General features: G+C 73.9%; 23 protein-coding genes. 8 read left to right on the forward strand and 15 right to left on the reverse strand.

Annotated features, from left to right (window positions below; all coding sequences use genetic code 11):
- Nucleotides 1-2: 2 nt before the first annotated feature.
- On the reverse strand, nucleotides 3-1,019 hold the full coding sequence (locus IEZ31_RS35230; protein WP_190254394.1) for a FecCD family ABC transporter permease: 1,017 nt from the start codon (nucleotides 1,017-1,019) through the stop codon (nucleotides 3-5).
- Nucleotides 1,019-2,023 carry an ABC transporter substrate-binding protein gene (locus tag IEZ31_RS35235; protein WP_190254395.1) on the reverse strand — a complete coding sequence of 335 codons (1,005 nt, stop codon included), beginning with the start codon at nucleotides 2,021-2,023 and terminating at the stop codon, nucleotides 1,019-1,021. Before IEZ31_RS35235 ends, IEZ31_RS35230 begins: the two co-directional genes overlap by 1 nt.
- A gap of 240 nt (nucleotides 2,024-2,263) precedes the next feature.
- Between IEZ31_RS35235 and IEZ31_RS35240 the strand changes: the two genes are divergently transcribed.
- Entirely contained in the window at nucleotides 2,264-3,742 is a 1,479-nt protein-coding gene (locus IEZ31_RS35240) for an ankyrin repeat domain-containing protein (protein WP_190254396.1), read from the forward strand.
- Between the two features lie 98 nt (nucleotides 3,743-3,840).
- On the opposite strand, the gene IEZ31_RS35245 is transcribed toward IEZ31_RS35240, so the two are convergent.
- Nucleotides 3,841-4,062, reverse strand: coding sequence for a hypothetical protein (locus tag IEZ31_RS35245; protein ID WP_190254397.1), 222 nt, complete (start codon nucleotides 4,060-4,062; stop codon nucleotides 3,841-3,843).
- A gap of 37 nt (nucleotides 4,063-4,099) precedes the next feature.
- On the opposite strand from IEZ31_RS35245, the gene IEZ31_RS35250 reads away from it, so the two are divergent.
- Nucleotides 4,100-4,984, forward strand: coding sequence for a carbohydrate kinase family protein (locus IEZ31_RS35250; RefSeq protein ID WP_229836126.1), 885 nt, complete (start codon nucleotides 4,100-4,102; stop codon nucleotides 4,982-4,984).
- Nucleotides 4,985-5,039: 55 nt separating this feature from the next.
- Entirely contained in the window at nucleotides 5,040-5,636 is a 597-nt protein-coding gene (locus tag IEZ31_RS35255) for a cadmium resistance transporter (RefSeq protein WP_190254399.1), read from the forward strand.
- Nucleotides 5,637-5,654: 18 nt separating this feature from the next.
- On the opposite strand, the gene IEZ31_RS35260 is transcribed toward IEZ31_RS35255, so the two are convergent.
- The 4 genes from IEZ31_RS35260 to IEZ31_RS35275 form a co-directional block, all read right to left on the reverse strand.
- Nucleotides 5,655-5,831 (reverse strand): hypothetical protein, encoded by a 177-nt coding sequence (locus IEZ31_RS35260; RefSeq protein WP_190254400.1) that lies wholly within the window; start codon nucleotides 5,829-5,831, stop codon nucleotides 5,655-5,657.
- 42 nt (nucleotides 5,832-5,873) lie between these two features.
- Nucleotides 5,874-6,608 (reverse strand): hypothetical protein, encoded by a 735-nt coding sequence (locus IEZ31_RS35265; protein WP_190254401.1) that lies wholly within the window; start codon nucleotides 6,606-6,608, stop codon nucleotides 5,874-5,876.
- A gap of 257 nt (nucleotides 6,609-6,865) precedes the next feature.
- Nucleotides 6,866-8,089, reverse strand: coding sequence for an NAD(P)-binding domain-containing protein (locus tag IEZ31_RS35270; protein WP_190254430.1), 1,224 nt, complete (start codon nucleotides 8,087-8,089; stop codon nucleotides 6,866-6,868).
- A gap of 10 nt (nucleotides 8,090-8,099) precedes the next feature.
- Complete coding sequence (locus IEZ31_RS35275) at nucleotides 8,100-8,648, reverse strand: OsmC family protein (protein WP_190254402.1); 549 nt, start codon at nucleotides 8,646-8,648, stop codon at nucleotides 8,100-8,102.
- A gap of 75 nt (nucleotides 8,649-8,723) precedes the next feature.
- Between IEZ31_RS35275 and metX the strand changes: the two genes are divergently transcribed.
- The 3 genes from metX to IEZ31_RS35290 are packed head-to-tail and all read left to right on the forward strand — an operon-like array spanning nucleotide 8,724 to nucleotide 11,688.
- The gene (metX, locus tag IEZ31_RS35280) at nucleotides 8,724-9,899 is read left to right on the forward strand and encodes a homoserine O-acetyltransferase MetX (RefSeq protein ID WP_229836127.1); all 1,176 of its coding nucleotides are present in this window, start codon (nucleotides 8,724-8,726) and stop codon (nucleotides 9,897-9,899) included.
- The gene (locus tag IEZ31_RS35285; RefSeq protein ID WP_190254404.1) at nucleotides 9,896-11,209 is read left to right on the forward strand and encodes an O-acetylhomoserine aminocarboxypropyltransferase/cysteine synthase family protein; all 1,314 of its coding nucleotides are present in this window, start codon (nucleotides 9,896-9,898) and stop codon (nucleotides 11,207-11,209) included. The genes metX and IEZ31_RS35285 overlap by 4 nt, the downstream gene beginning before the upstream one ends.
- Complete coding sequence (locus IEZ31_RS35290; protein ID WP_190254405.1) at nucleotides 11,206-11,688, forward strand: CoA-binding protein; 483 nt, start codon at nucleotides 11,206-11,208, stop codon at nucleotides 11,686-11,688. The genes IEZ31_RS35285 and IEZ31_RS35290 overlap by 4 nt, the downstream gene beginning before the upstream one ends.
- Before the next feature lie 130 nt (nucleotides 11,689-11,818).
- Here IEZ31_RS35290 and IEZ31_RS35295 read toward each other — a convergent pair whose 3' ends face one another.
- A complete protein-coding gene (locus IEZ31_RS35295) occupies nucleotides 11,819-11,956 on the reverse strand; it encodes a hypothetical protein (protein WP_190254406.1) in 138 nt (45 codons plus the stop codon).
- A 139-nt stretch (nucleotides 11,957-12,095) separates the two neighbouring features.
- A complete protein-coding gene (locus IEZ31_RS35300; RefSeq protein ID WP_190254407.1) occupies nucleotides 12,096-13,712 on the reverse strand; it encodes an MFS transporter in 1,617 nt (538 codons plus the stop codon).
- A gap of 279 nt (nucleotides 13,713-13,991) precedes the next feature.
- On the opposite strand from IEZ31_RS35300, the gene yidD reads away from it, so the two are divergent.
- On the forward strand, nucleotides 13,992-14,189 hold the full coding sequence (gene yidD, locus IEZ31_RS35305) for a membrane protein insertion efficiency factor YidD (RefSeq protein ID WP_190254408.1): 198 nt from the start codon (nucleotides 13,992-13,994) through the stop codon (nucleotides 14,187-14,189).
- Nucleotides 14,190-14,204: 15 nt separating this feature from the next.
- Here yidD and IEZ31_RS35310 read toward each other — a convergent pair whose 3' ends face one another.
- Both IEZ31_RS35310 and IEZ31_RS35315 read right to left on the reverse strand, forming a co-directional pair.
- Nucleotides 14,205-16,409, reverse strand: a complete 2,205-nt coding sequence (locus IEZ31_RS35310; protein ID WP_190254409.1) for an MMPL family transporter — start codon at nucleotides 16,407-16,409, stop codon at nucleotides 14,205-14,207.
- Nucleotides 16,410-16,455: 46 nt separating this feature from the next.
- Nucleotides 16,456-17,073: an MgtC/SapB family protein gene (locus IEZ31_RS35315; RefSeq protein ID WP_229836128.1), complete on the reverse strand. Its 618-nt coding sequence runs from the start codon at nucleotides 17,071-17,073 to the stop codon at nucleotides 16,456-16,458.
- An 81-nt stretch (nucleotides 17,074-17,154) separates the two neighbouring features.
- Here IEZ31_RS35315 and IEZ31_RS35320 point away from each other — a divergent pair, with 81 nt between their 5' ends.
- Nucleotides 17,155-17,940 carry an enoyl-CoA hydratase-related protein gene (locus IEZ31_RS35320; protein ID WP_190254411.1) on the forward strand — a complete coding sequence of 262 codons (786 nt, stop codon included), beginning with the start codon at nucleotides 17,155-17,157 and terminating at the stop codon, nucleotides 17,938-17,940.
- Here IEZ31_RS35320 and IEZ31_RS35325 read toward each other — a convergent pair.
- The 4 genes from IEZ31_RS35325 to IEZ31_RS35340 all read right to left on the reverse strand — a co-directional run bounded on the left by IEZ31_RS35325 (nucleotide 17,927) and on the right by IEZ31_RS35340 (nucleotide 24,091).
- Nucleotides 17,927-18,364 carry a potassium channel family protein gene (locus IEZ31_RS35325; protein WP_229836129.1) on the reverse strand — a complete coding sequence of 146 codons (438 nt, stop codon included), beginning with the start codon at nucleotides 18,362-18,364 and terminating at the stop codon, nucleotides 17,927-17,929. The genes IEZ31_RS35320 and IEZ31_RS35325 overlap by 14 nt on opposite strands.
- Before the next feature lie 108 nt (nucleotides 18,365-18,472).
- A complete protein-coding gene (locus IEZ31_RS35330) occupies nucleotides 18,473-20,473 on the reverse strand; it encodes a hypothetical protein (RefSeq protein WP_190254412.1) in 2,001 nt (666 codons plus the stop codon).
- Nucleotides 20,474-20,552: 79 nt separating this feature from the next.
- Nucleotides 20,553-22,337, reverse strand: a complete 1,785-nt coding sequence (locus tag IEZ31_RS35335) for an HSP90 family protein (RefSeq protein ID WP_190254413.1) — start codon at nucleotides 22,335-22,337, stop codon at nucleotides 20,553-20,555.
- A gap of 95 nt (nucleotides 22,338-22,432) precedes the next feature.
- A complete protein-coding gene (locus IEZ31_RS35340) occupies nucleotides 22,433-24,091 on the reverse strand; it encodes an alpha-keto acid decarboxylase family protein (protein WP_229836131.1) in 1,659 nt (552 codons plus the stop codon).
- Between the last annotated feature and the right edge of the window lie 20 nt (nucleotides 24,092-24,111).

Consider the following 24,111-nt stretch of genomic DNA (forward strand, 5'->3'; position numbering starts at 1 on the left):
CCCTACACCTCCGACAGCTTGCCGTAGCGGACGACCGCGACGAAGGCGGGCGCGCCGAGCACCCCGAGCACCACGCCGACCTGCAGCTCGTCGGGCGCGGCGACCACGCGGCCGACCACGTCGCACAGCAGCAGCACGATCGGCGCCAGGAGCATGGAGTACGGCAGGATCCAGCGGTAGTCGGGGCCGCAGATGAGGCGGGCGAGGTGCGGCACGACCAGGCCGACGAAGACGATCGGCCCGCAGGCGGCGGTGGCCGCCCCGGCGAGCACCGCCACCACCACGAACGCGGCCGCGCGGGTGCGGCCGACCCGCTGGCCGAGCCCGCGGGCGACGTCCTCGCCGAGCGCCAGCCCGTTGAGGACGCGGCCGAAGCCGAGCGACGCGAGCAGCGCGAGGATGAGGAACGGCGCGACGCCGGTGAGCACCGGCGCGTAGCGGCCGGCGAGCGAGCCGACCTGCCAGAACCGCAGCTCGTTCAGTGCGTTGATGTTGGTCATCACGATGCCGGTGGTGACCGAGGTCAGCCCGGCGGTGACGGCGGCGCCCGCGAGCGCCAGCTTGACCGGCGTGGCGCCCTCGCGGCCGAGCGACGCGATCGCGTAGACGAGCACGGTGGCCAGGATCGCGCCCGCGAACGCGAACCAGATCGAGACGCCGACGCCGTGCACGCCGAGGACGGTCACGGCGAACACGACCAGCACGGCCGCGCCGGCGTTGATGCCCATGATCCCGGTGTCGGCGAGCGGGTTGCGGGTGACGCCCTGCAGGATCGCGCCGGCGACGCCGAGGGCGGCGCCGACCAGGATGCCGAGCAGGGTGCGCGGCACCCGCAGCTCCAGCGTGACGGTGCTGTTGATGGAGCCGTCGTTGTCGAGGGCCCGCCATACTTCGGCAAGGCTGATGTCGCGGGAGCCTTGCGTCACGCTGAGGAACGCGACGGCGGCGAGCACGGCGAGCAGCACGGCGAGGCCCGGCCCCAGCGCCGCGCCCCGCCGTACCGTCCGGGCAGCGCTCATCAGTTCCCGATGTTGGGGTCGGCGTTGCGCACGGCCTCGGTGAGCTTGTCCAGCTCGGTCGCGAAGTGGCCGTAGGTGTGCAGCCAGTACGCCGGCCAGGCGACGACGGCGCCGGCCTTGGCCGCCCTGATCTTGAACCAGGTCGGCTGCTTCTGGCCCCACTCGGCGTTCACGGTGGGCGTGTAGGAGCGGCCGTCCCACAGGATCAGGTCGGGCTGGTACTTGTCGGCGTTCTCCCAGCTGAGGTTCTCCCAGTACGGGAACGCCGGGTCCGGGCTGTCCGGGTTGATCACCTTGAGGCCCCAGCGCTGGAAGTCGAGCAGCTCCGGCGCGTGCTCGGGGTTGGCGAAGTACACCTTGTCGTCGGCCGGCGACATCGCGCCGACGGTCAGGCCGGGCTTGGCCGCGACGGCCTCCTTGAACTTGGCGAGCGACTGCTCGAAGCGCTGCTTGTTCGCCGCGATCGCCGGGTCGTCGACCTTGGCGCCGAGGCTCTCGGCGAGGTCCTCGTAGCCCTCGGCGAGCTCGAGGATCGACTTGCCCTGGCTGACGCCGACGATCGGGGCCAGCTCCTTGAGCTTCTTGCTCTTCTCGTCGACGCCCTCCTCGAGGCCGCTGTTGGCCTTCTCGGCCGGCCACCAGTCGGCGACGATGAGGTCGGGCCGCAGCGAGGCGGCCTTCTCCACGTCGATCTTGCCCCACTCCTCACCGAGGATCTCGATGCCGCTGAGGTCGAGGTCCTTGAGGTTGGGGTCGGTCTTGACGGACTCGTCGGCGTAGATGCCGACGGGCTTGATCCCGAACGACATCAGGGCGGCCGCCTCGCCGGCGTGGGCGATGATCCGCGTGGGGACCTTGTCCGCGGTGACGACCTTGCCGGATCCGTCGGTGAACTTCCACGGTCCGGACGCGCTCGAACCGGACGAGGGCGACTCCTCCGAGCCACATCCGGCGAGCACGGCGCTGAGGGCCGCGACGGCGAGGATCGAACGCCAGGCACGCATATGAAGCGATTTCCATTTCATGTCGGGGTCGAGAGTTAGGTTAGGCTAAGCTGATGACTCCCTGTTTGGTCAACATTCGAGATCAAACAGTGACCTGATCGGCGGTACAGTGCTGGTGGCTGTCCCGGGCAGCCGCCGGTCCGCGGAAATGGGCGCAGCCCACCCGGTGCGTGACGAACGACGGCCACCCCCTCCTTTCGGCCTGACCAGCGGACGGCAGGCGAACGAGAGGAGGCCGTTGTGCCCGACCTGTCCGCACTTCGTCGCTCGGCGCGTTCCCTGCAGCGCGCGGTCCGCGCCGGTGACCCCGCCGCGATCGACCGGGTCGCCGCCCGCCACCCCGCCGGCCCGCCCGCCGAACCGGCCCGGTTCGCGCTCACCGCCGCGCAGCTGGTCGTCGCGCGCGAGCAGGGGTTCGCCAGCTGGCCGCGGCTGCGGCGGTACCTCGACACGGTGGCGTCCCACGGCTGGGACAGCCGCACCGCCGCGTCGCCCGCCACCCTGCCCGCGGACGAGTTCTGCCGGCTGGCCTGCTTGACGTACACCCGCGACGACGGCCCCGGCCGCTGGACCGCCGCGGGCCGCCTGCGCACCGCCGACCACATCTGGGCGGCGTCGGCCGCGGCCCGCCCCGCGGACGTCGCCCGGCTGCTCGCCGCCGACCCGCTCCTGGCGCGGGCGAGGGGCGGCCCGTTCGGGTGGCGGCCCCTGCTGTACCTCACCTACTCCCGCGTCGACCCGGCACCTCCGGAGCCGGACGTGCTCGCCGTCGCCCGGCAACTGCTGGCGGCCGGCGCCGACCCGAACGAGGGCCACCTCTTCGACGGCCTGCCGTACCCCTTCACCGCCCTCACCGGCGTCCTCGGCAACGGCGAGCTGGGCCCGGCGCGCCAGCCGCGGCACCGGTACTGGCACCCGCTGGCCGAGCTGCTCCTGCGCTCGGGCGCCGACCCGAACGACGCCCAGGCCCTCTACAACACGATGTTCCTGGCCACGACCGACCACCTGGAGCTGCTGTTCGCCCACGGCCTGGGCCGCCCGGCCGGCGGCACCTGGCGGTCCCGGGTGGGCGAGGCGATCCCGCCCCCGGCCGACCTGCTGCGCACCCAGCTGCGCTGGGCGGTCGAGCACGACCAGCGCGCGAAGGTCCGCCTCCTGGCCGCGCACGGCGTCGACGTCCACGCGCCGTTCACCGGCGACGGCCCGGCCTGGGCCCCGGGCGACGGCCGGACCCCGCTGGAGCTGGCCCGCCTGTACGGCCACGCGGAGATCGCGGACCACCTCGTCGCCTGCGGTGCGGCCGAGCCGCCGGCGGACCCGGTCCACGATCTGATCGCGGCCGCGTTCCGCGCCGACCACCCGGCGGTCGAGGCGCTGCGCGCCCGGCACCCGGACGTCGTGACCCGGGCCCGCGCCGCCCGCCCCGGCCTGGTCGTCTGGGCCGCGGCCCGCTCCACGCCCTCCACGGTCTCGCTGCTGGTCGAGCTGGGCTTCGACGTCAACGCCCTGGGCCGCGCGGACGCCCCGGTGGAGGAGCCGTGGGAGACGGCCCTGCACCACGCCGCGGGCGCGGGCGACGTGGCGCTGACCGAGCGCCTGCTGGCCCTGGGCGCCGACGTGCGGGCCCGCGACCGCCGCTTCGGCGCGACCCCGCTGGACTGGGCCCGCCACCTGGGCCAGCCGGCCACCGCCGCCCTCCTGGAGGAGGCCATGCCCTGATCGGCCGGCCCGGCGTCAGCGGATGGCGCGTTCGGCGAGGGCGAGCAGCGAGTCGGTGAGCTTGCCGATCAGGGCCAGCAGCAGGATCGCCAGCAGCATCACGTCGGTGCGGCCGGCTGGGTGACGGCCGGGTACTTCGCCAGGAAGTCCTCGCGGGCGTTGAGCGTGCCGTAGGAGTTGAACGACTTGTTGCGGTAGATGTGACCGACCCGCCGATCCCGCCGCCGGCGCCGGTCACCACGGCGAGCCGGCCGGTCAGATCCGGTGTCATGCTGCTCATGCGCCCACCGTCCGCGGGCGGACCGGGCGGATCCATGCACTGCCGGCACATGGATGCGGCCGGTGTACCGTCACGGGGTGACGCCGCCCCCTGCTCCCAGCGGCAATGTCCTCATCGCCGGTCCGGTCGCCTGGAATCTGCTCATCCGCGTCGATGAGCTGCCCCGGCCCGAGCCGCACACGGTCTTCGCCGGCTGGCACCACGAGACGCTGGGCGGCACGTCCGCCGGCAAGGCCCTGAACCTGGCCCGGCTCGGCCTGGGCGTGACCCTGGCGACGCTCCTGGCCGACGACGACGCGGGCCGGCGCATCGCGGCCGCGCTGCGGGAACCCGGGATCGACCTCTTGGCCTTCCCGAGCGCCAACGGCTCGGAGCGCCACGTGAACCTCATGGACCGGCACGGGGCGCGGCTGTCGGTGTACCTGACGCTCCCGCGGCCGGCGCTGTCGGTAGCGGTGCCGGCAACGGTGCTCGCAGCGGCCGACGCGGTCGTCGCCGACCTGGCCGACCACAGCCGCCCCGTGCTGCGCGCCGCCCGGGCGGCCGGCCGGCCGATCTGGTGCGACCTGCACGACTACGACGGCGAGAGCGAGTTCCACCGCGAGTTCGCCGAGGCGGCCGACTACCTGTTCGTGAGCGACGAACGCCTCCCCGACCCGGAGTCGTTCCTGCGGGCCCGGGTCGCGGCGGGCGCCGGCCTGGCCGTGTGCACCCACGGCGCCCGCGGGGCAACGGCCCTGGCGAGGGGTGGCGACCCGGTCCACGTCGAGGCGACCCGCGTGGACGAGGTCGTGGACACCAACGGCGCGGGCGACGCGTTCTTCGCCGGCTTCCTGGCGGCCCACCTCCGCGGCGCGCCACTGCTCGAGTGCCTGCGCCAGGCCTCCCGCGCGGGCGCCCTGGCCGTCCGCACCCGCGACCTGGCTCCCGCGGACCTCGCGCCGGAGTCGATCCAGGCATGACGCCGTACCCTCGTGCCCGCCTCGCGGGCGATTCGGCGAGGTCCGGCGTGCGGTCGTGAGCCTCGGCATCATCGGCCAGGCGGCGGGCCTGTTCGCCGTCACCAACATCGACGATATTCTCGTCCTGGCCCTGTTCTTCGCCCAAGGCGCCGGCCACCGGGCCGCCGCGCGCCGGATCACGGCCGGCCAGTACCTCGGCTTCGCCGCGATCCTCGCCGTTGCGGGGGCGGCGGCGTTCGGCGCCACCTTCCTGCCCGAAGCGGCCGTTCCGTATCTCGGCCTGCTGCCGCTCGCGCTCGGCGTCAAGGCCGCGGTGCAGGCCTGGCGGCACCGCAACGATCCCGACGAGGAACGAGCGACCAGGCAGGGCGGGCCGAGGGCCCTGGAGGTCGCCACGGTCACGTTCGCCAACGGCGGCGACAACATCGGCGTCTACGTTCCGGTGTTCGCCACCGCCGGCCTCGGTGGCATGATCGCCTACTCGGTGGTCTTCCTGGTCCTGATCGCGGTCTGGATCCTGACCGGCCGGTACTTCGCGACGCGGCCGGTCATCGCGAGGGCGCTGAGCCGGTGGGGGCACATCCTGCTTCCGCTGGTCCTGATCGGCATCGGCCTGCTCATCCTGATCGAGGGCGGCGCGTTCGGCCGGTAGCTCCGGGATAGCCCGCGCTCAGGCGGCCTCCTGGTCCTCGAACGGCCGCCACAGCGGATGCGCCGCACCACCGTCCGGCTCGACCGGCCGCGCGGCGGGCGACGCCGGGCGGTGCCGATCGTCCCACACGACGAGCAGGCCGGCGGCGGCCCGCAGTACCACGGCGGCGAGCAACGCCCAGAGCATCCACGGCATGCTGTGTCCATTCCCCGCGCGGGCCCGGGCGACACAAGGTTCTCAGCGTGGACGCGTGCCGCGGGCCGCAGCCCACTGCGCGAGCGCCACGAACCAGCCGAGCAGCAACAGCCACAGGTACGCGTCCGGCAGCTCGGCCCGCCCGACCGCGACCCGCGCGGCCGGAGCCAGCGCCGGCGGCGCGAGGTCGGGGATCAGCCAGCCCGGCCCGACGGCGGCCGACGCGGTGACGACGTTGAGGATGAGCAGCGCCGCGGTCGTGCCGGCGCTCAGCGCGGCGACCCGTCCGCCGGCCGCGCCGGCGCCGGCCATGGCTGCCGCCACGAGCAGGATCGCCGGCCACGGGCCGGGCGGGATCGGCGGCACCGCCAGCACCACGGCGGTCCACGCGGCCGCGGCGGCCGTCCCGGCGGCGGCGCCGGTGAGCAGCGCGCGGGGCGTCGCCGCCGAGCGGTGCGCCGTCATCGCCAGGCCGGCGGCGAGGTAGCCGGCGAACGCGACCCCGAAGACGGGCACGCCGGCCAGGTCGGGGCCGGTCCGGCCGGCCAGGAACAGCACGGCCTCTACCGCGAGCGTGCCGACCAGCAGGTATCCGGTCGCCCGGACCAGCCGCGCGGCCCGGCCGCCACCCACCGGCCCGAGCGGGCCGACGACGCCGAGCTCCACGACGAGCGCGAGGGCGGCGACCAGCGCGACCACTCCCCAGCGCCGCGGCGGTTGGCCGATCGTCGCGCTCCACCGCACCACGTACGCCACGAGGGCGACGGGCGCCTGCACGCGAACCGCACGCGCCCCCGCGCACGCTTCGCCGATGCAGCAGTCGCGCCTGCCCGTCGTCGCCGTCGTCGCGCTCCTGGGGGGGGCGCCGGGTGCACCGGGAACGGGCCGGCGCCGGTCCGGCCCCTCGGCGTCGCTGAGCCCCCGCCCGGACGTCCCGCGCCTGCCCGCCGGGCCGAAGAAGGTGGTGCGGTCGATGCTCATGTCGCCGGACCGCACCGAGGTGCTCCTGCAGACCGACGACGGCTGGGAGCGCGTCAGCCGAGGTGGCCGGCCAGGTGGTCGATCACCTCGCGGGCGTCGTCCTCGATGCCGTGGATGAACGTCGACTTGCGGCGGCGCAGCACCGGCAGGCCCAGCGCGTACAGGCCCGGGCTGGCGACCACCCCGCCGTCGTGGTCGAGGCGGCCCTTCGCGTCGACGACCGGCACGTCGAGCCAGTCGTACGACGGGCGGAAGCCGGTCGCCCACACGATCGTGCGGATCTCGCCGCGGCGCAGGTCGAGTTGGAGGCGGCTCGACGCGGGGACGCGGGTCGGGGCGAACCGCTCCGGCGGGCCGGCCTCGGCGCCGCTCGTGCGGGCCCACTCGTCGAACGTGTCGAGCAGCCGCTCCAGCTTCAGGTCGGCCAGCGAGAACACGTTGCGCAGGCCGCCCGAGAACAGGGCCGTGCCGTCGCGCACCGCGGCCCAGCGGCCGACCAGCTGCACGCCCAGGTCGGTGAGCGCGTTGAGGTCGAGCGTGGCCCGGTCCGGTGCGCCGACGAGCTGCGGCGACGGCAGCCGCCGGGCCCTCGTCAGGTCGTCGATCTCGTCGTACCGCTGGTCCCACACGCCCGAGGCGTCCATCCACCAGAGCACGTCGTGCCCGCGGTACAGCCGGGGAAGGCGCGTGTGCTCGCCGACGGACAGCGTCACCGGGCGGCCCGACCGCTGCAACTCGGCGGCGAGCTGCACGCCCGTCGCCGAGGCGCCGACGACCAGGACCCCGCCCTCGGCCAGCTTCGCGGGGCCGCGGTAGTCGAACGGGGTGAGCTGCTCGACCTCGGGCGGGACGGCGTCGTGGAACGGCGGCACGGTCGGCCGGTTGCAGGCGCCGCTGGCGATGACCACGGTCCGGCAGCGCAGCTCGCCCTGACCCGTGGTCACGTGGTAGCCGGCGTCGGTGCGCCGGACCGAGGTGACCGCGGTGCCGGTCCGGACGGGGGCGCGGGTGACCGCGGCGAAGCGCTCGACGAGCTCGACCACCTCGCCCATCGTGAGATACCCGTCCGGGTCCGGCCCGTCGTACGGCAGGCCGGGCAGGCCGCTCTGCCAGTTGGGCGTCAGCAGCCGCAGCGAGTCCCAGCGCTCGCGCCGCCAGGAGTTGGCCACCTCGCCGCGCTCCAGCACGACGTGGTCGATCGACCGGTCGGTGAGGAAGCGGCTGGCGGCCAGCCCGGCGTGCCCGGCGCCGATGACGACGGTGGTGACGGTCTCGATGGCGCGGCCCTCAGGCGACTTCGACGGAGACGTTCGTCGGGTTGGTGAGCGCGTCGAAGACGGCCGAGCGCTTCTGCGACTGGGCGACGAGGGCCTCGATCTCCTGCTTCGTGGCGTCGGCGTCGATGTTGAAGGTCACCTTGACGTCGTTGAAGCCGTTGCGCACGTCGCTGTCGGCGCCGAGGATGCCGCGGATGTCGTGCTGGCCCTCGACGGACGCCTCGACCGAGCGCAGCTGGATGCCCCGGTTCTGGGCGACGGACGCCACGCCGGCGGTCAGGCAGGCGGCGAGGCCGACGAGCAGGTACTCGATCGGCGTGATGCCGTTGTCCTCGGCGGCGAAGACCTCGGGGTGGTCGGCCTCGAAGACCGACTCGGTCTTGTGGCTCTGCTCCTGGCCGAGCCCGTAGTACTTCTGGATCCGGGTCTGGCTGTGCACGCCGTTCTGCCACTTGGAGGAGGCTCGCCAGGTGAACTGCGCGGCCTCGGGCGCGCCCTGCAGCGCCGTGCGCGCCTCCAGCAGCGCCTGGACGTTGACCCCGTTCTCGACCGTCGTCATGATGCTCCTCCCATTTTCCCGATCGGGTTGGTTGACAGTACACCGGGCCTCCACCCTGCGACTATGATCGCCGCCATGGAAGCTGGATCGGTCGGACGGGTCGAGACGCAGTTCCTTGACCTGCCGAAACCGGTTCGTCTTGACTGCGGGCGGGAGCTGCATCAGGTCCGGGTCGCCTACGAGACCTACGGCACGCTGTCACCCGAACGGGACAACGTCATCCTGGTCTGCCACGCGCTCAGCGGCGACGCGCACGCCGCCGGCGTGTCGGCGGCGCCGGGCGAGAGCACCCGCGACGGCTTCGGGGCCGAGGATCGCGACGGCACGGCGGGCAAGGGCCTCGGCTGGTGGGACGGCATGATCGGCCCGGGCAAGGCGTTCGACACCGACCGCTACTACGTGGTCTCCACCAACCTGCTCGGCGGCTGCCGCGGCACCACCGGGCCGTCGTCGACCGACCCGGCGACCGGCCGGCCCTACGGCTCGGACTTCCCGGTCATCACGGTCGCCGACATGGTCCGCACCGAGCGCGCGTTCCTCGACGAGCTCGGCATCGAGCGGCTCGCGGCGGTGGCCGGCGGCTCACTCGGCGGGATGCAGGCCCTGCAGTGGGCGGTGTCGTATCCCGACCAGGTCGACGCGATCGTGGTGATCGCGAGCACGCACGCGCTGCACCCGCAGGGCGTGGCCTGGAACTCGATCGCCCGCGACGCGATCATGCGCGACCCCGACTGGCAGGGCGGCCACTACCACGGCACCGGCCGCGCGCCCGACGCCGGCATGGGCGTGGCCCGGATGGTCGGCCACGTCACGTACCTGTCGGCGCCCGCGATGGGCGACCGGTTCGGCCGGCGGCTGCAGTTCGCCGACGACGTCCGGTACACGATCACCGAGCCGGAGTACCAGGTCGAGAGCTACCTGCGGCACCAGGCGGCCTCGTTCGTCAAGCGCTTCGACGCGAACACGTACCTCTACACCTCGCGGGCGCTGACGTACTTCGACCTCGCCCGCTCGTTCGGATCCTTGCGGCAAGCCTTCGCAGCGGTCACGGCCCGGACGCTGCTCATCGCCTTCAGCTCCGACTGGCTGTATCCGCCGGCCGCCTCGCAGGAGATCGCCTCGGCGCTGGGGGAACTCGGCAGGCCGGTCGAGTTCCACGTCATCGACGCGCCGTACGGCCACGACTGCTTCCTGCTGGAGGAGGCGCGGCAGACGCCGATCATCCGCCGTTTTCTTCTGGAGACCTCGTGACTTCGCTGGACCAACCTCGCGACTTCGGCTTCGAGACCCGGCAGCTGCACGCCGGGCAGCGGCCCGACCCGAACACCGGCGCCCGGGCCGTGCCGATCTTCCAGACGACGAGCTACGTGTTCGAGGACCCGGAGTCGGCGGCGGCGTACTTCAACCTGCAGGAGTACGGCAACACGTACTCGCGCATCATGAACCCGACCGTGGCCGTCTTCGAGGAGCGCGTCGCCAACCTGGAGGGCGCCGCCGGCGGGGTGGCGTTCGCAAGCGGTATCGCCGCCCAGGCCGCCGCGCTGTTCACCCTGCTGCAGCCGGGCGACCACGTCGTGTCCTCGTCGGCGCTGTACGGCGGCACCGTCAACCAGCTCAAGCACCTCCTGCGCAAGATGAACGTCTCGCTGACCTGGGTCGACCCGGACGACCCGGCTGCGTGGCGAGCGGCGGTGCGACCGGAGACGAAGGCCTTCTTCGGCGAGACGATCGGCAACCCCGCCGGCAACGTCCTGGACATCGAGGCCGTGGCGGCGATCGCGCACGAGCACGACATCCCGCTGATCGTGGACAACACGTTCGCCACGCCGTACCTGTGCCGCCCCATCGAGTGGGGAGCCGACATCGTCATCCACTCGGCGACGAAGTTCATCGGCGGCCACGGCACCTCGATCGGCGGCGTCGTGGTCGAGGCCGGCACCTTCAACTGGTCGAACGGGCGCTTCCCGGTGGTCGCCGACCCGTCGCCCGCCTACCACGGGCTGCAGTTCCACGAGACGTTCGGCACGTACGGGTACCTCATGAAACTGCGCGCGGAAACGCTGCGCGACCTGGGCGGGGCGCTGTCACCGTTCAACGCGTTCCTGTTCCTGCAGGGCCTGGAGACGCTCTCCCTGCGCATGGAGCGCCACGTGGCGAACGCGTCGGCGGTGGCGTCGTTCCTGTCGGAGCATGCGCTGGCATCGAACGTGACCCACCCGGGCCTGCCCGGCAGCCGCTATCGCCCGCTGGTGGAGAAGTACCTCCCGCGCGGCGCCGGCGCGGTGTTCTCCTTCGACTGCGCGGGCGGCCGCGAGGGCGGCCAGGACCTCATCCGAGGCGTGTCGTTGTGGTCGCATCTGGCGAACGTCGGCGACGCGAAGAGCCTGATCATCCACCCGGCGAGCACGACCCACCGCCAGCTGAGCGACGACGAGCTGCGGTCGGCGGGCGTAGCGCCCGGCACGGTCCGCCTGTCGGTGGGCACCGAGTCGGTGGACGACCTGATCTGGGACCTGGAACAGGCATTCAAGCTGGTGGCGTCGTCCGGAGGTTCGCGATGATGGATTTGGCCCGCTACCAGGACCCACTGACCATCCAGCGGGTCCTGCACGGCACCCGCACGATCGCGATCGTGGGCCTGTCGAACAACGAACTGCGCGCGAGCTACTTCGTGGGCTACTACCTGAAGCGTCACGACTACCGCGTGATCCCGGTGAACCCGCGGGCAACCTCGATCATGGGCGAGACGAGCTACCCGACACTGGAGGACGTCCCGGTCCCGGTGGACGTGGTGAACGTCTTCCGCGCTCCGGACGCACTGCCGGAGATCGCCCGCTCGTCGGTGGCCATCGGCGCGTCGACGCTGTGGTGCCAGTTCGGCGTCATCAACGAGGAGGGCGCGCGGATCGCCGAGGACGGCGGCCTGACTGTGATCATGGACCGCTGCCTGAAGGTGGAGCACGCACGGTACGTGGGGCGGATGCATTGGCTGGGCTTCAACACCCAACGCATCACCGCGGTGCGCGGCGGCCTCCAGTAGCGCCTCCCTTTCGCCCCCATGATCCATGGAGAGTTCTGGCTGTCATGGCGACCAGGACGCTCCATGGATCATGAACACCGGGAGCCGGCGCGGACGTGGGTCGGCGGCGGGCGCCGGCCGAGGCGGTGTGTCAGACCGGGCCGCGGGAGCGACGGGTTCTGAACAAGCTCACCGCGAGCGCCGCCACGCCCAGCGCCGCCAGCAGGACGGCCGCGGCCGCCATCGCCACCGCGGTGACGTTGGTCATCGCGTACCGTCCGCGTCCCACCAGCGTTGCATCATGTGCGCCACCTCGACCCCGCCCGAAACGACCGTTTCGCACGGAAAACGGCGAATTTGCCGCAGCGGTTACGGCGTCCGGGTGCATTCGCGAACCGACGAGATCGCGCGGTAACGAACCCGGCGTCCTATTCGGGGGAACGCAGCGGCGGTGGGGTCGGCCCAGCCGGGTGCCGCGCCTCACGAACGACCGAGTGAACGAGCCCGTCGATCCGGTCGGGCGCGAGGTGCAGGACCTGGTCGGCGTGGATCTGCTCGGCGAGCATGAGCGCGGCCGGGATCGCGTCGCCGGCACCGACGAGCACCACCGGCAGCGAGCCCACCTCCAGCAGCTCGGCGACGGCGGCGACCTCGTGCGGGTGCGGCGGCGTGCCGGCGCTGAGGGCCAGGATCGTGTGGGACGGCAACCGCATGCGCAGGCCGGTGATCAGCTGCTCGGGGCCGGCCGCCGGGTCCGGCTCGAACACGATGACGAGCTCGTGCCGGGTGCCCAGCGCGGCCAGGGCCGAGATGACGTCGCAGAGCTGCGACCGGAGCCGCCTGGCGGACAGCGACACGACGGTGAGCGTGGCGTCCGGCGGGCCGGGCGGGCCGGGCGTCGGCACCTGGAACGTCACCGCGGCGGTGAGCCAGCGCCGGCGGCGGGCGTGCAGGCTGCCGCCGCTGGCGACCGCGCCGCCGGCGAGCAGCATGAGCGCGATGGTGTACGAGCGGTCGAGGCCGTACAGGCCGATGACCAGCAGTGCCGGCAGCATCGCGATGGCGGTGCCCACGGCGCTGACCGCCCCGTAGGCGGCGCCCGCGTGCTGGGGCGGCGCGGCCCGGCCGATGAGGGCGCACGCGGTACCCCAGGAGATCCCGATCCCGACCGCCACCCCGGCGAGGGCGGGCGCGGCGACGGCGGCCAGCGGCGGGTGGAACGCCAGCAGCACCAGCAGCGGCGCGACGGCGACGTAGCAGCCGCGCAGCACCGCGATCGGGTCGTGGCGCCGGCTCAGCCAGCCGCCGAACACGGCGGCGGCGCCGGACAGGGCGACGGCGACGGCCGTGGCGACGGTGGCGTCGGCGAGGCGCAGCCCGTAGGCGTTGCCGAGGTACGACGGCAGCGTGAGGTCGAGCGCCGTGACGCCACCGCCGGAGACGCCGTACCAGACGGCCAGGTGCCGGGTGGCCGGCGCACGGACGAGGGCGAGCGGCCTCAGGCGCGGGCCCGGCGGCGGCGCGGGGCGGCCGGCGTCGCTGCGGAGCAGCCACGTGGCGAGGACCGCGTAGCCGAGCAGGGCGACGGCGAGCACCCGCAGGCGGGCGTCCAGCGCGGCGGTCGGCAGCGTCCGCGACCCGATCCCGGCCGCGGAGACCAGGCACACGACGGCGCCGAAGAGGGCCATCGCCAGGCCGCGCCGGCCGGGCGGGAACGCCCGGATGATCGCTCCGGCGCCGGCCGGGGAGGCGGCGCCCGCCAGGCCGATCGCGCATGCGACGGCGACCAGCGCGGCCACGGAGTGGACGATCTGCAGGGTCAGCACCGACAGTGCGGCCAGGACGCTGACCGCGGGCAGCACCAGGTGGGCGCCGAACCGGTCGGCGATCACCCCCGCGGGGATGCGGACCAGCGCGCCGACCACGACGGGGACGGTGCCCAGCAGCGCCCACTCGCCGGTGCTGAGCCCGTAGCGGTGGCCGACCTCCAGGCCGAACGGGCCGATCAGCGTCCACGTGACGTACATGAGACCGACCCCGGACATGGCGACGACGAGAGTCCGGAGGGGGCGCGGCCCGGCCAGCATGCCCACTCAACGAGTCTGCGGGCCGGCCGGTGACGCCCAGGGTGACCGCTGTCACCCGAACCGGTTACGGCACGGGCTCGCCGGCGACCAGGCGGACGGTGAAGGCGCCGTCCGCGAACTCGAGGGCGACGTGCGCGCAGACCTGGTGGGCGATCCACTGGCCCAGGCCGCGCCCGCGCACGAAGGCCGCCGGATCCTCGTAGCGGCCGCTCGGCCAGCCGGCCGGGGCGGGCCGGGATGGTCGCGATCCGGGGGTACCAGCGGTTCCTGTCACCGCACCTGCCGACCCGCTGCCGGCAGACCCCGACGTGCAGCAACTACGGCCTGGCGGCGGTGCGCCGCTACGGCCTGGTGACCGGCTCGCGGCTCACCGCCGCCCGGATCCGCCGCTGCAACGCCTCGACGCCGTGCGGCACCCACGATCCCGTGCCGTAGCCTGCCGCAGCCCGGTCAGACCTCGGCCCGCTGGGCCGGGGCCGGCGACACCGGGATGCGCTCCGGCTCGTCGACCGGCGGGCCGGCCTTCGAGCCCAGGACGCTGAGCAGGGCCGGGGCGAGCAGCGACCGCACGACGAACGCGTCGATGAGCACCCCGGCGCCCAGCGCGAAGGCAAGCTCGTGGAACGGCCGCAGCGGCACGATCCACAGCAGCCCGAAGCTGACCGCCAGGGTGAACGCGGCCGTGCGGATGGCCCGGGCCGAGTGCGGCAGCGTCACCGCCAGGGCCTCGCGCAGCGGTCGTTTCCGGGCCTCGCGCCAGGCCGGCCCGATGCCGAAGATGTTGTAGTCGGATCCGAGGGCCACCAGCAGTACCGCTGCCGCGAACGGCACATAGAACGTCAGACCGTCGGCGCCCAGCACGTCCTGGAACAGCCACGTGGTGAGCCCGAGCGTGGCGGCGATGGCCAGCACGCTGCACACCAGCAGGCCGACCGGCGCGACGAGGGCCCGCAGGAACAGCACCAGGAACAGCAGGTTGGCCAGCAGCGCGGCGATCGCGATGCGGCCGAGATCGGCGACGGTCTGGTCGACGATCACGTGGGCGACCGCGGTGTCGCCACCGAGGCTCGCCCTCGCCTCGCCGAGGCCGGCCGCGGCGAGCAGGCCGGGCAGCTGCTCGTCCAGCCGGGCGGCGGTGGCGACGGCGGTGGCGCCGAGCGGCTCGTCGGACAGGATGACCAGGAACCGGGCGGCACCGCCGTCCGGGGCCTTGAACACCGTGAGCTCCGGCGGAAGGCCGGTGGTGCCGGGGCCGAGCACCGCGGCGACGCCCTGGACACCGGCGAGCGACTGTTGGAGGCGGGTCAGCTCGGCGGCGCGTGCCGCGACGCCGTCGCCCTCGACCAGCACCTCCGTCGGCGACAGGATGCCGTCGGCGAAGCCGGCCTCCGCGGCGGCCGCCGCCGTGCGGGTGGGGTGGTCCGGGGGCAGCGCCTCGACGAACGAGACGCCGAGCTTGAGGTGCCGGGCCGGGAGGGCGGCGACGACGAGACCGGCGATGCAGAGCAGCAGCAGGGGCAGGGCGAACCAGCAGCGGGTGAGCAGCCGCGACCACCAGCGGCCGCGGGCCGGCCGGACCGGCCGGTCGGCATCCGCGTGCGGCGTCGTCGTGGATCGGAACGCCGCCCGGCCGAGGATCGCCAGCAGGGCCGGGACCAGTGTCACCGCCACGACCAGGCCGATGAGGATGGCGAGGGCCATGCCCGGTCCGAAGGCGCGGAACGCCGGCGATCCGGCGACGACGAGCGCCCCGGTCCCGGCGGCGGCCGTCGCGCCCGCGGTGGCGACGATCGGCGTGAACCGGGCGGTGGCGTGGCGGGCGGCGGCGAGGCGGTCCTCACCGGCGGCGAGCCGCGATCGCACCCCGGACAGGTAGAACACGACGTAGTCGGTGACGACGCCGAGCAGCAGCGCGACGAGCAGCGGCTGGGTCTCCTGCGGCACCGGCACCCCGAGCCGCACCGCGAGCTCGCCGCCGACGTGCAGCGTCAGCAGCGTCGCCACCCCGGCGACGGCGAGCGCGACGAGCGGCGCGACCAGCGACCGGAACGCGGCCGCGACGATGAGGAACACGAACGCGACCGTGATCGCCTCCAGCCACGGCAGCGACGACTGGACGAGCCGGGCCTGCTCGACCCGCGCCGGCACCGAGCCGGTGATGCCGACGACCGCGTCGTCCGCGCCGTAGTGTTCGGCGACGAACCGCTCGGCCGCCGCGACCTGGCCGGCGAACGTCACGTCGGGGTCGGTGAACAGCAGCGTCACGATCGTCGTGCCGTCCTCGGCCGAGCCGGGGAACAGCCCGAGGGTGTTCATCACCGGCACCGCGGCCCGGATCGGCCCGGCGTCGCCGGCCGTGCCGTCGCCGACCGACCGGGCCCGGGCCACCGCCTCGGCCTGGACCTGCTGCGACAGGCCGCCCGGGTCGCGCTGGACCACCGCGACCCGGCTGAGCAGCGGGAAGCCGAACCGTTCGAAGGAGCGCAGCTCGCTGCGCACCGCCGGGTTGTCGGCGGAGACCAGCTGCTCGAGGTCACTGCCGCCCTGGCCGGCGGCGGGCAGGAACACCAGCGACGCGGCGACGGCGGCCGCCCAGGCGGCGACGATCGGCCAGCGCAGCAACACGACGATCCGGGCGTACGAGCGCAGCAGCATGCCCGGTGGATACCCCGCCGCCAATTCGGAAAACGGTGCCCCTCGATCAGCGGACGATCTCCACGCCCCGCACGCCGTCGAGCCGGCGCAGCGCCTCGGCGATCGCCGGCAACGACGCGGTGCCGTCGGCGCGCGCCGTGAGCACGAGCGTCTGGTCGTGCCCGGCGTACTCGATCCGCAGCACGCGCGCGGCGGGCAGGGCCGCGACCGCTTCCCGCTCGACGACGTCGAGCGGGAAGTCCGGGGCCAGCGTCAGCGTCACCCGTACGCGCTGCCGGTCGGGCAGCCAGTGCGCCTCCGCCATCTTGAACAGCCACAGCGCGGCGACCGCGACCGCCGTGGCCGCGACCGCCGGCCAGTACAGCCGCAGGCCGGTGACCACGCCGATCGCCGCGGTCACCCACAGCGACGCCGCGGTCGTCAGGCCGCTGATGTTGACGCCCTCGCGCAGGATCGCGCCGGCGCCGAGGAAGCCGATGCCGGTCACCACCTGCGCCGCGATCCGGGTCGGGTCGACGCCGACCTCGTACCCCGCGATCGTGAACAGCGACGCGCCGCCCGCCACGAGCATGTGCGTGCGCAGGCCGGCGGGCTGCGCGCCCAGCTCCCGCTCCAGCCCGACGACGGCGCCGAGCAGGATGGCGAGCAGAAACGTCGGGATCACGGTCCATTCCATCGCCACCGCATACCGAACCGTCGCGCTTCGAAACTTGGATCCGAATCATCGTTCACTTACCGTCGACGGATGGAAGATCTCGTGCTCGCCGAGCGCCGCGGGCCGGTGCTGGTGCTCACCCTCAACCGGCCGGACCGGCTCAACGCGTGGACGAACGAGCTGGAGGACGAGTACTTCGCCCGCCTCGACGAGGCCGAGGAGGACCCGTCCGTGCGGGCGGTCGTGGTCACCGGGGCCGGCCGCGGGTTCTGCGCCGGCGCCGACCTGGCGGCGCTCGCCGCCATCACCGAGGGGGTCGCCGTCCAGCCCCGGCCGCGGCCCCGCACCTTCCCGCTGACGCTGCGCAAGCCGCTGATCGCGGCGATCAACGGCCCGGCCGCCGGCCTCGGCCTGGTGGAGGCGTTGTACTGCGACCTGCGCTTCGCCACGCCCGAGGCGAAGCTGACGACGTCGTTCGCGCAGCGCGGCCTCGTCGCCGAGTACGGCATCGCATGGCTGTTGCCCCGGCTCGTCGGGCTGAGCCGGGCCCTGGACCTGCTGCTGTCGGCGCGGGTCGTCACCGGCGCCGAGGCCCTCGCGATCGGCCTCGTCGACCGGGTCGTCGACGCCGCCGAGCTGCTCGACACCGCCGTCGCCTACGCGCGGGCCCTCGCCGACACGTGCGCGCCGGCGTCGATGGCGACGATCAAGGCGCAGGTGTACGCGGCGCTCGACACCGACCTCGCCACCGCGGTCGCCGAGTCGGAGCGGCTCATGGCCGAGTCGTTCACCGGCCCCGACCTGGCCGAGGGCATCCGCAGCTACCTGGAACGCCGGCCGCCGGCCTTCCCGGGCCTGCCGCCTACCGCTCGCTGAGCGGCGTGCCGCGCTCGGCCTCCATGCGCTCCAGCGTCGCCCGGATGGCCCGCAGGTGCTGCTTGATCTCCTCCTGCTCCTCGTGGCGGAACGCGTCGTTGTCCACGATGAGCTTGCTGGCGAAGTGGGCGGTGATGAGCGGGATGACGACCAGGACCATGATGGAGATCAGCAGCCCGGCGACGATCCGCCCGGGCACCGTGGTCGGATAGGCGTCGCCGTAGCCGACGGTCGAGGCGGTGACGACGGCCCACCAGAACGAGTCGCCGATGCTCTTCTCCTCGAAGACGCTGTACAGCGCGCCGCTGACCAGCATCAGGGCGAGGTAGGTCGCCACCGTGGCCTTCACGGAGTTGGCGATCCAGATCAGGCCGCCGAACACCGCCTTCACACCGGCCGCCACCGCGGCAAGCATTCCACGCATCGAGGCGGCTCCCGTCGCGGCCCGGTTGTCCCTGCTTGGGGCCGTAGTATCGCATCCCGGAAGCCCGCCGGACCGTCACTTCCCCGACGCCAGTTTGTGCAACAGGGCCTAGTCGTCGGGGACGTCGTCGCCCGGGTCGAAGTGCTCCTCCAGGGCGTAGTCCTCCACGCCGTACTCCTCCATCAGCGCTTCGGCCTCGGCGTCGCGGGACTGGGCGCGCAGGCTGCGGGTGAGCAGGACGGCGGCGGTCCAGGCGACGTCCTCGTCGCCGTCCTCCAGCGACGGCCGGGCGACCTCCTCGGCCTCGACGGCCCGGCCCAGGCGCAGCAGGAGGTGGGCCTTCCGCAGCGGGAACGGGTGCGGCTCGACCCGCGCGAGGGCGCCATCGAGATCGCCGAGCTGCTCCAGCACCCGCGACAGCCGCGCCTGCAGGTCCGGCAGCTCGGCGGCGGGGACGTGGCCGGCCGCGACGAGCGCGTCGAGGCGCGCCAGCAGGGCCTCGGCGGCGGGCGACGCCTCGAACAGCCGCGGGAGGGCCTTGCGCAGGCAGCGCAGCTCCGCGCCCGGGTCGTCGGCGGCGCGGTGCAGGTCGGCCGCCCGCACGAGCTGGTCGACGGCCCGCGACCAGTCCATCGCGTTGATCGTCTGCTCCAGCAGTGCCGCGGGAGCCGGCACCGACGGGGGCAGCGACTCGGCCGCGAGCAGCTCGTCGACGAGCGCCGCGACGAGGTGCCGGCGGTTGCTTCGGCCGTAGAGCTCGACCAGGAGATACCGCGCGCTCATCGCGTCCTCGGTGAGGCCGGCCCCGTCGAGGCTGCGCTGGGCCTCCTCCGCCGTCTCGATCGCGTCGCCCCACTGGGCGGCGTTGCGCAGGGCGTAGGCGACCTCCAGCTGGGTGCGGGCCGCCCCCTCCCGGTCACCGGCCGCGGTCAGGTCGGCGACCTTCCGCACGAGCGCGGCCGTCGCCTCGCCGCCCCGCGCGGGCGCGATCGGCCGGCCGCTGAGCACGGTGAGCGGCAGCTCCTCGACGATGGGCGCCGCCGCGAGCCGCGCCTCGATGCGCCGGCCATGGTGGTCGTTGCCGTTGCGGGCGTCGAACTCGGCGGCCAGCTTGCGGGCGAGCACGGCCAGCTCGTCGTGGGTCTGGCCGACCGTCGACACCCAGTGGCGGGTCCCGTCGTCGCTGCTCCGGTGGATCGGCGCGTCCGCGTCGCCGCGCTCGGCGAGGCGGCGCAGCACCAGCGCCGCGCCGGAGGCGAACTCCAGCGCCGCATACGGCGAGGAGGGCCGGTCGAGCCACGGCAGGTGCCGCTCGACGATCGGCAGCGCGTGCCGCTCGTTGCCGGACAACCCGCAGAACTCCAGGTTGAGCCCGATCAGCTCGAGGTGGTGGCGGCTGTCCCGGATCCGCTCGTAGGCCCGCTTGTGCCCCTGCACCGCCTCGTCGATCCGGCCGGTGCGCAGGTAGGCCATGAGCAGCTCGCTGAGCATCCAGTGTGGCTGCTCGGTGCAGCCGCCGTTGGCGTAGGGCGAGCCGACCTCGACCGCCTCCTCGTACCGCCCGGCGGCGACGAGGTGGGCGACGTGCCCCGACGGGACGCAGGCGGCGCAGTCGGAGAGGGCGTCGCGGCGGGCGGTGAGCATCTCGCCATACCACCGGGACGCGCCGGCGAGGTCGCCGAGGTGCTGCGCGACGAGCCCGCGGTGCTGGAACACGGCGTGCAGGCTGTGGCCGCCCTCCTGGTAGCGGCGCTGCATGTCGTCGAGCAGCCCGGTCGCGCGGTCGAGGGGCACGCCGGGGAACTGGGTGATCTCCCAGACGACCCACTTGTACTGCCACAGCAGCTGGTGCGCGTCGTACCCGGTGGTGAGCTCCGGCTGGCGGTCGAAGGTCGCCAGGCACCAGGAGAACGCGGTCAGCACCCGCGCATACTCGCCGCCGTGGTGCAGGTCGGAGATCGCGCTCATCCGGGCCCGGAACCCGAACGCCGCGTTGCCCGCCGCGTCGGCGTGGCGGAACACCGCGTCCAGGGCGGCCCAGCGCGCCGGGCCGCGCTCCAGCCCATACGCCTCCGTGAGCATCCGCTGCAGGTCCGGCTCGGGTGTCATGCGTCCTCCGCTTCGCTCCGGCCGCATGCCTTCAGGCTGAGCCCATGATGACCGGCCCCTCCGCGCCGCTCCGGACCGGTCATGACCGTCCCTCCAGCGCGATCCGCAGCAGGCCCAGCAGCGACTGGTTGAAGGCCGCGGTGGCGGCCGGAGTCAGCGGCTGGCGGGCCAGCAGCAGCGCCTGGGTGAACAGGCCCTCGATCGCATACGTCGTCAGCTGCTCGTCGCCGGCGTTCATCGCCTCCCGCGCGAGCGGGTTGCGGTGGTTGAGCACCAGCCGCGGACGCTCGTCGCGGCCGGTCGCGACGGCGCCGAGCAGCGACGCCCACAGCTCGTCGGCGTCGGCCTGGACGCGGCGCAGGTCGCCCTGGAACGCGGCCTCCCCGTCGAGCAGATACAGCGCGGGCAGGCTCGGCGGGTCGAACGCGCGCACCGACACCTCGACGCCCTGCCGGTCGAGCACCCGCTGGGCGAGCGCCAGGAACGGCCGGATCGCCGCCGACTCCTCGGCCGACAGGTGCTCCAGCCGCATCGACAGGTCGGCCGGGGTGAGCACCTCCACCACGACGTCCTCTGCGGCGGCCGGCAGCCGTTGCAGCAGGCTCGCCTCGTAGACGTAGCCGGCGTTGACGAGCGGGATGCCCTGGGCCGCGGCCACCGACGACATCTGCCGGAACTCGTCGACCGACGACGTATACCGCACCACCCCGTAGCGGTCGTGGAACTCGGCCAGGGTCAGCGGCCCGACGTTGGTCTCGAACGGCCAGCACTCGTGGATCAGGCGCAGCATCTCGTCGTCGTGCACCGCGAGGGCCTTCACGCCGAGGTGGTGCGTCTGCAGGAAGGTGCTCAGCCGGCTCGGGTCGGTCGCGGCCAGGCCGGCCAGCCACCGGCGCAGGCCGCTGCCGAGTGTCTCGCGGACCTGCTCCAGCAGGCTGTCGTCGTAGAGCGCCTCGCGGCTCGCGGTCGGCCGCAGCTCGGTGGTGTCCACCACGCACCGGACGAAGAACGCCCACGGCGGCAGCAGGCCCTCGACGTCCTCGGCCAGGAGCATCTGCTTGAGATACACCCGGTGGGCCACCCGCATCGCCGGGTTGGCCGGGGCCGGCAGCACGAACGCGACGCCCCGCACGCCGCCCTCCGGCGCCGCCAGCTCCACGACGTCGAACGGCGTGAACCCGAACGCCTCCTGCGCGTAGCCGGCCAGCCGCGCCCACCGGGCCGCCGGCGACTCGCCCGGCGGGGACTCCCACGGCGGCAGCCCCGTCGTCACCGTGCCGGCGCCGACGCGCACGCCGATCGGCAGCATCGAGCCATACAGCGTGGCCAGCTCCCGCACGGTCCGCTCGGCCAGCCAGTGCTCCTCCCCGCGCCGGGGCACCAGCGTGACGGTCGTGCCCGGCGCGGCCCGCTGCTCGGCCGGCAGCTCCACCGCGTAGCGCCCGTCGCCGAACCCGGTCCACAGCACGGTCGGCTCGTCGCCGCAGCGGGTCACCACGCGGATCTCGTCGGCGACCATGAAGCACGACAGCAGGCCGATGCCGAACTGCCCCAGGAACTCGTGCCGCGCGAACCCGAGGTCGTCGCGCTTCGAGCTGCGCCCGATCGTGGCCAGCAGGTCGTGCACCTGCGCCTCGGTGAGCCCGATGCCCGTGTCGTGCACGCGCAGCGTGCCGTCGCCGGTGCGCTCCGGCGGCTCGAACCAGATGTCCCCGGCCGCCCGCGGCTCGCCCAGCCGCCGCGCGGTGATCGCGTCGACGGCGTTCTGCATCAGCTCGCGCACGTAGACCCGCGGCGTCGCGTAGAGATGGTGACTGAGCAGGTCGACGATCCCGCGCAGATCGACCCTGAAGGTGAAACTCACTGCCGCCCCCGTGCTCGGCCGACTCGGTGCCCGGGAGCATATCGGCCCCGGGGCACCGCGACAGCCCCGTCACATCGAGGCGGCTCAGTGCGTGCTCACGGCACGCCCGCCGGGTGGTAGTCGGTCGCCGACATGGCCTGGCCGAGCCGGATCAGCGGCTCGGGTGCGTCCAGCTCGTCCATCACGGCCTCGATGAACACCATCCGGTCGCGGTTGGCGCCGGCGGTCTGCAACGCCTGCACCAGCTCGGCCTCGGTCGTGGCCCGGACGGTCACCGCGCGGCCGGCCGGGTCGAACGCCTCGACCAGCTTGTCGTAGCGCCAGGGCGCGATCGAGTTGTACTCCGCGTGCGCGCCCAGGATGCAGCGCTCCACCGTGTACCCGCCATTGTTGATCATCACGACGACCGGCTTCAGCCCGCGCCGCAGCACGGTCGACAGCTCCTGCGCCGTCAGCTGCAGCGACCCGTCGCCGATGAGCAGCACGTGCCGCCGCCCGGGCGCCGCGAGCAGCGCGCCGAGCAGCGCGGGCAGCGTGTACCCGATCGACCCCCACAGCGGCTGGCCGATGAACGAGCAGCCGCGCGGCAGCGGCAGCGCCGAGCCGCCCGCGTACGAGGTCCCCTGGTCGGCGATCACCACGTCGCCGGGCTCGAAGAACCCGGCCATCCGCGCCCAGAACCGCTGCTGCACCAGTTGCCCCGGCTGGGGCGCGCCCGGGCTGGTGCGCCGCCGGGCCGGGGTGATCGCCGCCGCCTGGCGCGCCCCCGCCCCGGCGAGGACCTGCATCGCGTCGGGCATCGAGACGTGGGGGTACTGCCGGAGCCCGGCCGACGCGGCCGACGGATGCACGGCCACGACGCGGCGCGGGTCGATCTCCGGCACCCCGCCGGTGACCGTGTCGGCGAACTGCGTGCCGATCGCCAGCAGGCAGTCGGCCCCCTCGATGGTCCGCCGCACGTCGGGGTCGCCGAGTCGCCCACCGTACCCGCCCACGAACTGGTCGTGGTCCTCCGGGAACACGCCCTTGGCCGTGCTGAGTGTGGCCACGGGGCAGCCGAGCGCCTCGGCGAGCTTGAGCAGCTGCGCCGCATGGCCGTACCGGTCCACCTCGGGCCCGGCGAGCAGGGCCACGGACCCGGCGGCGCGCAGCCGCTCCCCGACGTCGTCCGCGAACCGCGCCAAAACCCCCCCGTCCGTGGTCGGCTCGGGCAGCGCGAGGGGCCCGTCGGGCGCCTCGATCGTCTGGTACGAGACGTCGCACGGCAGCATGAGGTACACCGGCCGCTTCGTGAGCCAGCAGAGGCCGAGCGCCCGGTCGATCTCGATGGCCGCGTTGTCCCGGTCGAGCATCACCTGCGCCGCCGTGTACTGCGCCGCGCACGCCGCCGCCCGCGAGAAGTCCCCGTCCCCGGCGGTGTGGTGCACGGGCTGCTTCCCGCGCATCACGAACGTCGCCGGCGTCCCCACGATCGACACGACCGGCACCGACTCTGCGAACGCCCCGGCGATCCCGTTGAGCGCACTCAGCTCTCCGACGCTGAACGTCGTGACGACCGCACCGATCCCGTTCAACCGCGCGTAGCCGTCCGCCGCGTACGCCGCGTTGAGCTCGTTGCAGTTGCCGACCCACTCGATCCCGTCGGCGGCCTCGATCTGGTCGAGGAACTCCATCTCGTAGTCACCGGGCACGCCGAAGATGTGCCGGACCCCGACCTCTTGCAGCCGTCGCAGGAGATGGTCACCAACCGTCATTTCCGCCATGGCTCAGCCTT

The organism is Dactylosporangium sucinum (assembly GCF_014647515.1).
GTDB classification, from domain to species: domain Bacteria; phylum Actinomycetota; class Actinomycetes; order Mycobacteriales; family Micromonosporaceae; genus Dactylosporangium; species Dactylosporangium sucinum.

What these genes read in the sequence shown, in the direction of transcription:
- IEZ31_RS35230 (WP_190254394.1), bottom strand. Translation starts at nt 1,019, where the DNA reads ATGAGCGCTGCCCGGACGGTACGGCGGGGCGCGGCGCTGGGGCCGGGC.
- IEZ31_RS35235 (WP_190254395.1), bottom strand. Translation starts at nt 2,023, where the DNA reads ATGCGTGCCTGGCGTTCGATCCTCGCCGTCGCGGCCCTCAGCGCCGTG.
- IEZ31_RS35260 (WP_190254400.1), bottom strand. Translation starts at nt 5,831, where the DNA reads ATGCCGTGGATGCTCTGGGCGTTGCTCGCCGCCGTGGTACTGCGGGCC.
- IEZ31_RS35275 (WP_190254402.1), bottom strand. Translation starts at nt 8,648, where the DNA reads ATGACGACGGTCGAGAACGGGGTCAACGTCCAGGCGCTGCTGGAGGCG.
- metX (WP_229836127.1), top strand. Translation starts at nt 8,724, where the DNA reads ATGGAAGCTGGATCGGTCGGACGGGTCGAGACGCAGTTCCTTGACCTG.
- IEZ31_RS35290 (WP_190254405.1), top strand. Translation starts at nt 11,206, where the DNA reads ATGATGGATTTGGCCCGCTACCAGGACCCACTGACCATCCAGCGGGTC.
- IEZ31_RS35300 (WP_190254407.1), bottom strand. Translation starts at nt 13,712, where the DNA reads ATGTCCGGGGTCGGTCTCATGTACGTCACGTGGACGCTGATCGGCCCG.
- yidD (WP_190254408.1), top strand. Translation starts at nt 13,992, where the DNA reads ATGGTCGCGATCCGGGGGTACCAGCGGTTCCTGTCACCGCACCTGCCG.
- IEZ31_RS35310 (WP_190254409.1), bottom strand. Translation starts at nt 16,409, where the DNA reads ATGCTGCTGCGCTCGTACGCCCGGATCGTCGTGTTGCTGCGCTGGCCG.
- IEZ31_RS35320 (WP_190254411.1), top strand. Translation starts at nt 17,155, where the DNA reads ATGGAAGATCTCGTGCTCGCCGAGCGCCGCGGGCCGGTGCTGGTGCTC.
- IEZ31_RS35325 (WP_229836129.1), bottom strand. Translation starts at nt 18,364, where the DNA reads ATGCGTGGAATGCTTGCCGCGGTGGCGGCCGGTGTGAAGGCGGTGTTC.
- IEZ31_RS35330 (WP_190254412.1), bottom strand. Translation starts at nt 20,473, where the DNA reads ATGACACCCGAGCCGGACCTGCAGCGGATGCTCACGGAGGCGTATGGG.
- IEZ31_RS35340 (WP_229836131.1), bottom strand. Translation starts at nt 24,091, where the DNA reads ATGACGGTTGGTGACCATCTCCTGCGACGGCTGCAAGAGGTCGGGGTC.